Genomic DNA, 12173 nt, shown 5'->3' with positions numbered 1-12173 from the left:
CCACCACCCCGCAGGCCCGGGCACCCCAGCACCGGGACGGCCGCTGAGGCTTGAGGGTCTTGGGTACGTCGCGCGTTCCGGAGGCCCGGACGGTGGGTCAGTGGCGGGGGCGCAGGGCGTACCAGGTGGCGCCGAGGGCGAGCACGGCGACGCCGGCGAGGACGCTGCCCGGCGGCAGGCTGGCCGCGAGCAGCAGGCAACCGACCAGCCCCGCCACCGCCAGCGCCCGCACCGGGAGCCTGCGCGCCGGGTCGGGCCCCAGCCGCAGCGCGGCGGCGTTGGTGATCGCGTAGTAGACCAACACCGTGCAGCTGGAGAAGCCGATCGCGTGCCGGACGTCACCGAGCAGCACCACCAGGACCACCACAGCGGCGACCGCCAGCTCGGCCCGGTGCGGCACCTGGTGCACCGGGTGCACCGCGGCCAGCGCCCCGGGCATGTCCCGCCGGCGGGCCATCGCCAGCAGCGTCCGGCCCACCCCGGCGAGCAGGGAGAGCAGCACCCCGGTCACCGCGATCGCCGCACCGGCCCGGACCACCCAGGCCAGGCCGGGCAGCCCGGCGGCGGTGACCACGTCGACCAGGGGCGCGGCGGACGCGGCCAGCCGGTCGGCGCCGAGCACCCCGACCGCGACCACGGCGATCACCAGGTAGGTCGCCAGCACCACACCGAGGGCCAGCGGGACGGCCCGGGGGATGGTCCGCTCCGGGTCGCGTACCTCCTCACCGAGGGTGGCGATCCGGGCGTACCCGGCGAAGGCGAAGAAGAGCAGCCCGGCGGCGGTGAGCACCCCACGGGCGGAGCCGCCACCCGCAGTGAGCCGGTCGAGTTGGACATCACCGGCGGTCAACCCGGTCACCACGACCAGGGCCAGCACGGCCAGCACCAGGGTCACCAGCACGGCCGTCGCGGCGGCCGTCTTGGCGATGCCGCGCAGGTTCACCACGGTCACCGCGAGCACGGCGGCGACCGCGACCAGCCGGGTCTGCGCCGGCCAGAGGTACGCCCCGATGGTCAGCGCCATCGCCGCGCAGCTCGCCGTCTTGCCGACCACGAACCCCCAGCCGGCGAGAAACCCGGCGAACGGGCTCAGCCGCTCCCGCCCGTACACGTAGGTGCCGCCGGACTCCGGGTGGCGGGCCGCCAGCCGGGCCGAGCTGGTCGCGTTGCAGAACGCGATGAACCCCGCCAGGGCCAGAGCCGCCAGCAGGCCGGCGCCGCCGGCCGTCGCGGCTGCCGGGGCGAAGACCACGAAGACGCCCGCGCCGAGCATCGACCCGAGGCCGATGACCACCGCGTCGGGTACGCCCAACCGCCGTCGGAGCTGGTCCATGGCGGGAGGCTAGGTGATCGAGGTGAACGGCCGGTCCCAGGCCCGCAACCGGCCCGGTAACGGCACCCAATCCCACGGCACCCGGCGCAGCAGTCGGTCCAGCAGCAGGCCGAGCAGCAGTCCCGCCACGGAGTCGGTCAGCCAGTGCCAGCCCAGGTAGGTGGTGGTGAAGAGGACCACCAGCGGCGGCACCACCCGCACGACGGTGACCACCCGGGGTGGCATCCGCCGGCCCGCGGTGCGCAGCAGCGGTACGAGCAGCAGGGCGATCACGCCGTACCAGACGATCGCGTTGGCCACGTGCCCGGACGGGTACGACTGGGCGAACCGCACCGGCAGGTCGTGCTGAAACAGCGGCAGGGTCTGCTCGGGCGTCAGATAAGGCTCCTTCACGCTGGCGCTGGGCGCCGGGCGGGCGGTCCACACCTTCAGCGGGCCGATGGTCAGGGCGGTGAGCGCGAACGCCACCACCGGCGGCAGCACCGGCCGGACCGAGCGGAGCCGGACCGCCAGCAGCACGCCCAGTCCGGCGGCGATCAGCGTCAGCGGACTGCCCTGGCCGAGGTAGTTGAAGACCACCGCCGTCCAGTACGCCGCCGCCGGCCGGTGTGCCTGTGCCCAGTCGGCCACCGCCCGGTCCACACCGAACAGGTGACCGGTGGCGAGCGCCACGGTCAGCGCGAGCAGACCGGCCAGCAGGAGGGCGTCGCACCACCAGCCGGCGGGGCGTACCGGCCGCGGCACGCCGCGTACCCTCGTGGTTTCCCGCACGCGATCACGCTACCGGCCCCCCGGCGGCGGCCGGCGCGGGCCGGGTGGCGGCGCGATCGATGTGTGCCGAGCCACGATCAGCAGCACTCGGCGGGGACACCCTTCACACTTGTCCCCGTGCGGATCACCTCGGCCCTCGTCGACCCGGCGCTACTCGACCTTCCCTGGTCGACACCGCTGGAGCAGTGGCCTGCGCACCACCTGGTGGCGCTGCCCCAGGGCATCTCCCGGCACGTCGTGCGGTTCGTCCGGCTCGGCGACTACGTGTACGCGGTCAAGGAGACCGGCGAGCGGGTCGCCGAACGGGAGTACGACCTGCTCCGCGCGTTGGAGCGGATCGACTTCCCGTCGGTGGAGGCGATCGCGATCGTGGCCGACCGGCAGGGCGACGACGGGGAGCCGCTCGCCCCGGTGCTGATCACCCGGCATCTGCAGTTCTCGCTGCCGTACCGGGCGCTGTTCTCCCGTACGGTGCGGCCGGAGACCATGGGGCGACTGCTGGACGCCCTGGCGGTGCTGCTGGTGCGGATGCACCTGACCGGCTTCTTCTGGGGCGACTGCTCGCTGTCGAACACCCTGTTCCGGCGGGACGCGGGCGCGTTCGCCGCGTACCTGGTCGACGCCGAGACCGGGGCGCTGCACCGCTCGCTCTCCCACGGCCAGCGTGGCGAGGACCTGGAGATCGCCCGGGTCAACATCTTCGGTGAGGCGCTGGATCTGCAGGCCGCCGGGTTGCTGCACGAGTCGATCGATCCCGAGGTGGTCTGCGAGGAGGTCGTGCAGCGCTACGAGCGCCTCTGGCACGAGATCACCTACGAGCAGCAGATCGAGCGGGAGGCCCGGCACGACATCGAGGGCAGGATCCGCCGCCTCAACGAGCTGGGCTTCGACGTGGCCGAGGTGGCCATGTCGACCGTCGACAACGGCCGCTACCTGGTCCGACCCAAGGTGGTCGACGCCGGCTACCACACCCGTCGGCTGCTGCGCCTGACCGGTCTGGACGCCGAGGAGAACCAGGCCCGCCGGCTGCTCAACGACCTGTGCGCCTACCGGATGGAGAGCGACCTGGCTGACGAGCAGCAGGCCGCCCACCGCTGGCTGACCGAGGTGTTCGAGCCGGTGGTCCGGGCGGTGCCGGCGCACCTGCGCCGCAAGCTGGAGCCGCAGGAGATCTTCGCGCAGATCATCGAGCACAAGTGGCTGCTCTCCGAGCGAGCCGGCCGGGACGTCGGCATGGGCCCGGCGGTGCAGTCGTACCTGTCCGAGGTTCTGGTCCACCGACCGGACGAGCAGGCCGTGCTTGGCGTCGAGGTGCCGTCGGCGGGCTGACGGCGGTCCGCCTCACCTCGCCGCGCCGGTCACTGGACCCAGGACCCGCCGCGCATCACCCGGACCACGGACAGGTCGTCGTCGAGGACGACCAGGTCGGCGCGGAGACCGGCCCGGAGCGCACCGACCCGGTCGCCGAGCCCGATCGCCCGGGCCGGGGTGGTGGCGATCATGCGGACGGCGTCCGGCATCGGGACGCCGCTGCCGACGGCGTGCCGCAGCGCGGCGTCCATGGTGAGGGTGCTGCCCGCGAGGGCGCCGTCGCGGGCCAGCCGGGCCACCCCGTCGGCGACCAGCACCTCCTGCCCGCCCAGCTCGTAGCGGCCGTCGGGCATACCGGCGGCGGCCATCGCGTCGGTGATCAACGCGGTCCGCTCCGGGCCGGCGGTGGAGGTGGCGAAGGCGAGCGTCCCGTCGTGCAGGTGCACCCGGTCGGCGACCAGCTCGCAGACGACGCTCGGCGCCTGGAGCAGGGCCACCACCGGGCCCGGTTCGCGGTGGTGGATCGGGCGCATGCCGTTGAACAGGTGGGTGCCGACGCTCGCGCCGGCCGACACGGCGGCGCGGGTCTGCGCGTACGTGGCGTCGGTGTGGCCGATCGCGGCGACCACCCCGTGCGAGGTGAGCAGCTTGACCGCGTCGAGCGCACCGTCCCGCTCGGGGGCCAGGGTCACCATGCGGACCGCGCCCGCACCCAGTTCGATCAGTTCGGCCAGTTCGTCGGTGGACGGGTCGCGCAGGAACTCCGGGTTCTGCGCGCCGCACCGGGCCGCCGACAGGTACGGTCCCTCGAAGTGGACGCCGGCCAGCACGCCCTCGCGGACCAGCGGGGCTAGGGCGGCGGTGGCCGCGCGCATCACGGCGAACGGGGCGCTGACCAGGCTGGCCAGCAGGGTGGTGGTGCCGTGCCCGAGGTGGAACGCGGCGGCCTGCCGGGCCGAGTCGGCGTCACCGGTGGTGAAGGTGTGCCCCCCGCCGCCGTGGGTGTGCATGTCGACGAAGCCCGGCACGATCCAGTGCCCGTCCCGCTTCGCCGGGTACTCGGCCACCGCGGTGATCCGGTCGCCGTTGATCTCCACGCACCCCTGCCGGATCACGCCGGTCGGGGTCACCACCTTGCCGGTCACCCGCAGGGTCATGGCCGCTCCAGAATGTCGAGGGCGAGCAGGGCGGCGCCGAGGCAGCCCGCCTCGTCGCCGAGGGCCGCCGCGACCAGGCGCGGCTCCCGGTGAAAGGTGATCCGCTCCCGCAACGCCGAGCGCAGCGGGTCGAACAGCCGCGCGCCGGCCCGGGCCAGCCCGCCGCCGATCACCATGGCCTCCACGTCGAACAACGCCTGGGCGGTGGCGAGCCCGTCGGCGAGCGCCCCGACGGCCTCCCGCCAGACCTGCCCGGCCAGCGCCTCCCCGGCCGCCGCCCGGTCGGCCACCTCGGCAGCGCTGAAGGTCGCACCGCCCAGGGAGACGTCGGCGGTACGCGGGATGGCCGCCCCGCCGCCCGGTCGGGCCGGCACGTCGAGGTCGCCGGGGGAGTGCGCCGCCGACCGGGCCAGCGCGGTGTAGCGGCGGCCGATCGCCGAGGCCGAGGCGACCGCCTCCAGGCAGCCGGGTCGCCCGCAGCCGCAGCGCGGCCCGTCGGGGCGTACCAGGATGTGCCCCAGCTCGCCGGCCGCGCCGTGCGCCCCGGCGGTGGCCGACCCGCCGACCAGGTGGGCGGCGGCGATTCCGGTGCCGACGGCGACGAAGAGGACGTGGCCGACGCCCCGGCCCGCGCCGAGCCGGGACTCGGCCAGGCCCCCGAGGCGCACGTCGTGGCCGAGCGCCGTGGGCAGCCCGGTCCGGGCGTGGACCAGTTCCCGCAGCGGTACCTGCCGCAGGCCGAGGTTGGCCGACCAGACCGCCACCCCTGCGCTCTGGTCGACCAGACCGGGCACGCCAATCCCACAGGCCACCGGGGTGCGCCCGGCGGCGCGGGCCCGCTCCACCAGCCCCTGCGCGACGTCGAGAATGGTGTCGACCACGGCGACCGGGCCGCGTTCCGCGCCGGTGGGATGCCGTTCGGCGTGCACCACCGCACCGTCCTGGCCGACCAGGGCGCACTTCATCCCGGTGCCGCCGACGTCCAGCGCGACGACGACGGGTTCTGCACGCCCGGCGGGGGCGTCGGTCACGTGAGGACCACGGAACGGCTGAGGTGCCGGGGCGCGTCCGGGTCGAGTCCCCGGCTGGTGGCGAGCGCGACGGCGAAGCGTTGCGCGAGGATTAGGTCGGCCATCGGGTCGACCGGGGTACGCCCCGCCGCCCAGCTGCCCAGCACCGCCCGGCAGCCGTGGTGCCGGCTGTGCACGAACGCGGCGCCGGTGGCCGCGACGTCCTCGGGCAGCCCGTCGGGCAGCTCGCCGAACGCCCAGACCAGGCGGCCCGGGCCGGCGACCGAGATGGGACCGTGCCGGTAGTCCATCGCCGGGTACGCCTCGGCCCAGAAGGTGGCCGCCTCGCGGCACTTGAGGGCGGCCTCCTGGGCCAGCCCGACCGTCCAGCCCCGGCCGAGGAAGGTGGCCTGTTCGATGCGGGCCGGGTCGATCGGCAGCGGGGCCCGGACGGCCACCTCGGCGTCCGCGGCGAGGGCCTCCACGTTGTCGCCCAGGTGGGCGCGGAGCAGCGCCAGCGCGGTGGTGGCGAAGCGGGTCTGCACGACCGACCGCTCGTCGGCGAAGGGCATGGTCACGGCCGCGTCGGCCAGACCGACCGCCGGGGAGGTGCAGTCGCCGACGAGCACCGTGCCGGGCACCCGGCCGCGTAGCGCGGCGAGCAGGTCGAGCACCTCGGTGGTGGTGCCGGATCGGGTGATGGCGATCAGCCGGTCGTAGCGGCGGCCGGTGGGGAACTCGCTGGCCTGGAAGGCGTCGGTCTCGCCGTGGCCGGCGCGTTCGCGCAGCCCGGCGTACGCCATCGCCATGAACCACGACGTGCCGCAACCGACGACGGCGACCCGCTCGCCGGGACGGGGCAGGTCGGCGGTGGCGGTGCCGGCGAGCCGGGCCGCCTCCCGCCAGCAATCGGGCTGGCTCGCGATCTCCGCGTCGACGTACGCCATGAGAACTCCTCGTGCCGGGCGGCGGCTGCGCAATACGGCTCGTTACTGCCTTCTTTCGCGCGTCATTCTGCGCGCGCGAGGGCTGCCGTGGCAACCGGCTTGGGCATCGCGCAACACAGGGTTTTGCGCCCACCGAGTTTCGCGCACTACTGTGCACGCAATCAATCACCGTTCGTGCAGAGTCAACGGAGGCCCCGCGGTGGACCGGTACGCCAGATGGAACGCTCTGCTCGAGATGCTGACCGACAACGGCCGGGTCAGCGTCGAGGAGGCGGCCGAGCGCCTGGACGTCTCCCAGGCCACCATCCGGCGGGACTTCGACCAGCTCGCCCAGCAGCAGATGATCACGCGGACCCGGGGTGGTGCGGTCGCCAACGGGGTCAGCTACGACCTGCCGCTGCGCTACAAGACCGCTAAGCACTCGGCGGAGAAGCAGCGGATCGGCGCGGCCGCGGCCGCGCTGGTCAGCCCCGGCACCGTGGTCGGTCTCAACGGCGGCACCACCAGCACCGAGGTCGCTCGGGCCCTTGCCGTCCGCCCCGACCTTAACACCAGCGCCGAGGGTGCCCAGCTCACCGTGGTCACCAACGCGCTCAACATCGCCAACGAGCTGCTGGTCCGGTCGCGGATGAAGGTCGTGGTGGCCGGCGGGGTGGTGCGACCCAAGTCGTTCGAGCTGGTCGGCCCGCTGGGCGGGGCGCTGCTGCGCGAGGTCACCCTGGACGTGGCTCTGCTCGGCGTGGACGCGGTCGACCCGCAGCTCGGTGCCGCGGCCCACCACGAGGGTGAGGCGGCGATGAACAACCTGATGGTGGCCCGGGCCAAGCGGGTGGTCATCATCGCGGACTCGTCCAAGCTCGGCGGGCACGCCTTCGCCCGGATCTGCCCGGTGGACCGGGTCGAGACGCTGGTGACCGACTCCGGCGCCGCGCCCGAGGTCGTCGAGGCGTTTCGGGCTGCCGGGGTGCACGTCATCTGCGCCTGATCCGGCGCCGCGTGGCCAGTGTGCCGGGGATGATCTGAGCGGCGATGCATACCGGGTATTGCCCGACGGGCCATACCGAGTATGGTGTCCGCTGTCACGCCATCCAACGGGGGAGGCACAGCTTGTCCGCTGTCCTGGAGATCGAAGGTTTACGTAAGACGTACAAGAGCCGCCGGCGCGGCGTCCGCAACGCGCTGGACGGGTTCGACATGCGGGTCGAGACCGGGCAGGTGCACGGCTTCCTCGGACCCAACGGGTCCGGCAAGACCACCACGCTGCGCACCCTGCTCGGCCTGATCCGGCCCGACGGCGGCCGGATGGCCATCCTCGGCCACGAGGTGCCGGCCGCGCTGCCCGCGGTGGCCGGCCAGATCGGGGCGATCGTGGAGAGCCCGCAGTTCTTCCCGCACTTCACCGCGCGGGACACCCTGTCCCTGCTCGCCAACGCCGGCCAGGTGCCGGCCACCCGGGTCGACGAGGTGCTGGAACTGGTCGGGCTGCGCGACCGGGCCGGCGATCGGGTCAAGACGTACTCGCTGGGCATGAAGCAGCGACTGGCGGTCGCGTCCGCCCTGCTGAAGAACCCAAAGCTGCTGATCCTCGACGAGCCGGCCAACGGTCTCGACCCGGGCGGCATCCGGGAGATGCGGAGCCTGATGCGCGATCTCGCCGAATCCGGGATGACCGTGGTGGTCTCCAGTCACATCCTCGGCGAGATCCAGCTCATCTGCGACTCGGTCACCATCATCTCGCTGGGCCGGCGGGTCGCCTTCGGCCCGGTCGATGAGGTGCTCGCCGCGCACTCGCACGGCACCGTCCGGGTTCGCCTGGACGCCGCGGAGGACCTGGCCGCCGCCGCCGAGGTGCTCAGTCGCAACGGGGTGCCCGTCGCCCGACACCCCGACCACCTGCTGCTCAACGGCGTGGAGAAGCCGGCCATGGTGAACCGGCTCCTCGCCGAACACCACCTGTACGCCAGCGAACTGGCCCCGGTCTCGGTGGACCTGGAGAGCGTCTTCCTGGAACTGACCAACACCGCGCCGGTGCCCGGTCAGCACCGCCAGGTCGACGAGTCCGTGCGGATCGGCGGGGCGGAGCAGTCCGGTCGCGCCGGAGGGGGTTGGGGAGCATGAGTCTGTACGTCACCGAACTTCGCCGGCTGGCCAAGCGCCGGCTGACCCGGATCATGCTCGTCCTGCTGGTGCTCGGGCTGGCCGGTGTCGCCACCGCCCTGGCCTTCTCCAGCCAGCAGCGCTCCCCGGCCGTCGTCGCCCAGGCCCAGGCCGACGCGGACGCCCAGTACCGGCAGTCCGTGAAGGACTGGGAGAAGATGGTCGCCGAATGCGATGCGGCCCAGGCGCGCGGCGAGCAGACCGAGGAGAGGTACGGCCCGAACTGTGGCCGGGACTGGCAGCCGCGACCGGATATGTTCGATCCGGAGTGGAGCCTGCCGTACGAGTTCAACTTCCGTGGCGAGTTCGAGATGATCGTGGCGGTCTTCGCCGGAGCGGTCGCACTGTTCGGGTTCGTGGTCGGGGCGTCCTTCGTCGGTGCCGAGTGGAGCACCGGCGGGATGATGAACCTGCTGCTCTGGCGACCGAGGCGGCTGGCCGTGCTCGGCGCGAAGCTGGCCGCGCTGCTGAGCCTGCTCGCCGGGGTGACCGTGCTGCTCGGCGCGCTCTGGACGGCCGCCTTCTGGCTGATCGCCAGCACCCGCGGCAGCACCGAGAAGGTCACCGCCGGAGTGTGGCAGTCCGTCGGACTCGGTGGACTGCGGGCACTGGCACTGATCCTGGTCGCGGGGGCGGTGGCCTTCGCGCTCGCCTCACTCGGCCGGCACACCGCGATGGCGCTGGGCGTCGCGGTCGGGATCGCCGTCATCAGCGAGATCGGCATCCGCATCGGCACCGCGATCGCCGGCGTCTCGTTCGGGGACCGGTACGTCCTGTCCACCTACGCGAGGGCCTGGTTCGAGAAGCAGCACAAGCTGCTCGACTATGAGGCGTGCAACCTCGTACAGGGCGCCTGCGAGCCCGCGGAACTGATCATCACCTGGCAGCAGTCCGGGCTGCTGTTCGGGATCGGTTCGGCGCTGATCCTGTTCGCGGCATTCTGGATCATGCGTCGACGCGACGTGGCCTGACCAACGCGCTGCCGGACGGTTGGCGCCGCAGCACCCGGCCCGAGGCCCGTACCGAGCCCGACTCGGTGCGGGCCTCGTCCGCTGCGATCGTCGCCCAGCCTGGTTAGGCTGGACGTCCGCCGGTCGGCCCCCGCCACACCGGACGTCCGCCCTGCTGAGGAGCGCCATGCCCCCCGCCGACGCCGTCCCGGCCGACGTCGACCGGCCCGAGCCGCCGCCGACGCGGGCCGGCACGGACGTCACCGGACGGGCCGTCCCGCCCCCGCGCTCCGTACCCGAGGTGGAGATCACGTCGGGCGAGTCCGCGCCGCGCGCCGGTGCTGCGTCGGGCACCGCCGGTACCGGTGATGCGGCGGTTGCCGCCGGGCTCGCTGATGCCGCCGGGAGCACGGCCGGTGCCGGGGTTCAGCCCGACGAGGCCCTGACCGAGCGGGAACAGCGGATCCTCGCCTTCGAACGGCAGTGGTGGCGGCACGCCGGAGCCAAGGAACAGGCCATCCGGGACACCTTCGGCCTCTCGGCGACCCGCTACTACCAACTGCTCAACGCCCTGCTGGACCGGCCGGCCGCGCTCGCCGCCGAGCCATTGCTGGTGGGGCGGCTGCGTCGCCTACGCGCGTCCCGCGCCCGCACCCGCCGCCGCTGACGCTCAGCCCCCGTACCCGACGGTCGGCCCTGTTCGTGACTTGCGGCATGCGGAGGTATCCCGGGGGTGGGGAGGCTGCGATATGCCGCAGCCGGTGTGGCAGCTACAAGGCCGGCAAGACCCGGCCCAAGCCTCGCCGGCATGACCCACACCAGGGCGGGTAGCCCGGGACCGGGACACCCTCGGCCGGGCGGGTTGCGGCACCGGTGCGGCGTCCACGGCGACGGATACTGCGACTTGCCGCAATCGCAGACCTCGCGCAACCTGGTCCAGGCTTCGGGCCGAGGGCAGGCGGGCGGCGCCGCGATCTCGACGGCGTGACCGGTGGGTGGCGGCCTCGGCGTGGACCTCGGCGGCGTGGCCCGGCGGATCATGGTGATTCTGGTGCCGGTACGGCGACGCACCGGCGTGCGGAGAGGAGCGGCCGATGGCGGGACCGGAGGCGCGACACCCGGCGGGTCACACCGTCCGGACGGTCGGAGCGGTGTCGACCATGCGGGTCCGTTCCGTCTCGGTACCCGCGCCAGGCCGGCTGGAGAACGAGGACGTGGTGTTCCGGTTCGGCCCGCTGGTGGGGGTGCTCGACGGTGCGACCGTGCCGGAGGGATTCGACACCGGGTGCGTACACGGGCCGGCCTGGTTCGTCCGCCACCTGGCCGCCCGGATCGGGCTGGCGGTCGCCGCCCGGCCGGCGGCGACCCTGGTGAGCAGCCTGGCGGCGGCGCTGCTCGGGGTCCGCGCCGACCACGGGGACGTCTGCGACCTCGATCATCCGGGGACCCCATCGTCGACGGTCTGCCTGCTGCGGGAGGGCGTCGACGAGGTCGACTACCTGGTGCTCTGTGACAGCCCGCTGGTGTTCGAGGCCGGCGGCCGGGTCACGGTGGTCTCGGACGACCGGCTCGACTCGGCCACAGCCGACCTGCGCCGGATCGCGGCAACCCTGCCGGGGGACATCGAACCGGAAACCCGGTTCCGGCGGGCGGTCACAGCACAGCGGGAACGGATGAACCGCACCCACGGCTACTGGGTCGCCGCGACCGACCCGGACGCGGCGTACCACGCGCTCACCGGCACGCTGCCGCTGCGCGGACCGGACGCGGTCCGACGGGCCGTGCTGCTCAGCGACGGCGCCTCCTGCGCGGTCGAGCAGTTCGGGCTTCTCGACTGGGCCGGCCTGCTCGACCTGGTCACCGCCGAGGGGCCGGGGGCCCTGGTCGATCGGGTACGCGCCGCCGAGCGCGAGCATCCGGAGCGGCTGCGTCGGCACAAGCGCGCCGACGACGCCTCGGTGCTGCTGTGCGAGTTCCCGTCCCGGGAGTGACCCCCGCCCGTGTGCCGGGCCGCCGCCCGGCAGCGGACGCACGATCGGTCGCGGTCGTCGGCACCTCACGGCCGATCGCCAATCGACAGGGCGGCTACGGCGACCAGACGGCGAAGGGGACAGCAGGGGGTGACGGGACGCTCCGATGGCCGACCGGCCGGAACCGGCTGACGGAGGGGCGGTCCAGGACCAAAACGCTGGACGAGTGGCTGGCGTAGCGGCAGACTCCGGCACGTGACGGGTGCGGTGCGACTGGAGCCGGTGGACGAGCGAAACCTGGAGCCCTTGCTCTCCGTAGCGGTGGCCGAGGCGGAACCCGAGGACGTGATGCCGCCGGTCGACGCGCCGGCCGGCTGGTCGGCGGCCCGCCGGGATGCCTTTCGGGACTACTACCGGGCCAGCTTCGCCGGCCTGGACGGCCCGACCCGCACCCGGATGTACGCCGTCGTGGTCGGCGGTGAGGTCGTCGGAATGATACGCATGCGCCGCTGTGACGAGCCCGGGGTGGTGGAGACCGGGATGTGGCTGGGTCGCTCCGCCCGGGGG

The 12173-nt window shown here is 73.7% G+C and carries 11 protein-coding genes and 1 pseudogene; 7 read left to right on the top strand and 5 right to left on the bottom strand.

Features of this window, described 5'->3' with window-relative positions; genetic code table 11:
• Positions 1 to 97: 97 nt before the first annotated feature.
• Positions 98 to 1333: an APC family permease gene (locus E1182_RS24625; protein ID WP_132269468.1), complete on the bottom strand. Its 1236-nt coding sequence runs from the start codon at positions 1331 to 1333 to the stop codon at positions 98 to 100.
• A 9-nt stretch (positions 1334 to 1342) separates the two neighbouring features.
• The gene (locus E1182_RS24620) at positions 1343 to 2104 is read right to left on the bottom strand and encodes a phosphatase PAP2 family protein (RefSeq protein WP_132269466.1); all 762 of its coding nucleotides are present in this window, start codon (positions 2102 to 2104) and stop codon (positions 1343 to 1345) included.
• A gap of 117 nt (positions 2105 to 2221) precedes the next feature.
• Between E1182_RS24620 and E1182_RS24615 the strand changes: the two genes are divergently transcribed.
• Complete coding sequence (locus E1182_RS24615; RefSeq protein WP_132269463.1) at positions 2222 to 3433, top strand: DUF4032 domain-containing protein; 1212 nt, start codon at positions 2222 to 2224, stop codon at positions 3431 to 3433.
• 29 nt (positions 3434 to 3462) lie between these two features.
• Here the strand turns inward: E1182_RS24615 and nagA are convergent, their stop codons facing one another.
• The 3 genes from nagA to E1182_RS24600 all read right to left on the bottom strand — a co-directional run bounded on the left by nagA (position 3463) and on the right by E1182_RS24600 (position 6529).
• Positions 3463 to 4572 carry an N-acetylglucosamine-6-phosphate deacetylase gene (gene nagA / locus E1182_RS24610; protein WP_132269460.1) on the bottom strand — a complete coding sequence of 370 codons (1110 nt, stop codon included), beginning with the start codon at positions 4570 to 4572 and terminating at the stop codon, positions 3463 to 3465.
• Positions 4569 to 5537: an ROK family protein gene (locus E1182_RS24605; RefSeq protein WP_132269472.1), complete on the bottom strand. Its 969-nt coding sequence runs from the start codon at positions 5535 to 5537 to the stop codon at positions 4569 to 4571. The genes nagA and E1182_RS24605 overlap by 4 nt, the downstream gene beginning before the upstream one ends.
• A 62-nt stretch (positions 5538 to 5599) precedes the next feature.
• Positions 5600 to 6529, bottom strand: coding sequence for an SIS domain-containing protein (locus E1182_RS24600; protein ID WP_132269457.1), 930 nt, complete (start codon positions 6527 to 6529; stop codon positions 5600 to 5602).
• Between the two features lie 199 nt (positions 6530 to 6728).
• Between E1182_RS24600 and E1182_RS24595 the strand changes: the two genes are divergently transcribed.
• The 6 genes and pseudogenes from E1182_RS24595 to E1182_RS24570 all read left to right on the top strand — a co-directional run.
• Entirely contained in the window at positions 6729 to 7514 is a 786-nt protein-coding gene (locus E1182_RS24595; protein ID WP_132269455.1) for a DeoR/GlpR family DNA-binding transcription regulator, read from the top strand.
• 122 nt (positions 7515 to 7636) lie between these two features.
• Positions 7637 to 8647 (top strand): ATP-binding cassette domain-containing protein, encoded by a 1011-nt coding sequence (locus E1182_RS24590; RefSeq protein WP_132269452.1) that lies wholly within the window; start codon positions 7637 to 7639, stop codon positions 8645 to 8647.
• Positions 8644 to 9657 (top strand): ABC transporter permease subunit, encoded by a 1014-nt coding sequence (locus tag E1182_RS24585; protein ID WP_132269449.1) that lies wholly within the window; start codon positions 8644 to 8646, stop codon positions 9655 to 9657. Before E1182_RS24590 ends, E1182_RS24585 begins: the two co-directional genes overlap by 4 nt.
• Positions 9658 to 9823: 166 nt before the next feature.
• Positions 9824 to 10303, top strand: coding sequence for a DUF3263 domain-containing protein (locus E1182_RS24580; protein ID WP_132269447.1), 480 nt, complete (start codon positions 9824 to 9826; stop codon positions 10301 to 10303).
• Positions 10304 to 10730: 427 nt separating this feature from the next.
• Positions 10731 to 11627 (top strand): hypothetical protein, encoded by an 897-nt coding sequence (locus E1182_RS24575; protein ID WP_243706400.1) that lies wholly within the window; start codon positions 10731 to 10733, stop codon positions 11625 to 11627.
• A gap of 234 nt (positions 11628 to 11861) precedes the next feature.
• Positions 11862 to 12173: pseudogene (locus E1182_RS24570) on the top strand (GNAT family N-acetyltransferase); the annotation flags it as partial.

Source organism: Micromonospora sp. KC721 (genome assembly GCF_004348355.1).
In the GTDB taxonomy this organism is placed as follows: Bacteria; Actinomycetota; Actinomycetes; order Mycobacteriales; family Micromonosporaceae; genus Micromonospora.
This window is presented reverse-complemented; position numbering and strand designations above follow the sequence as displayed.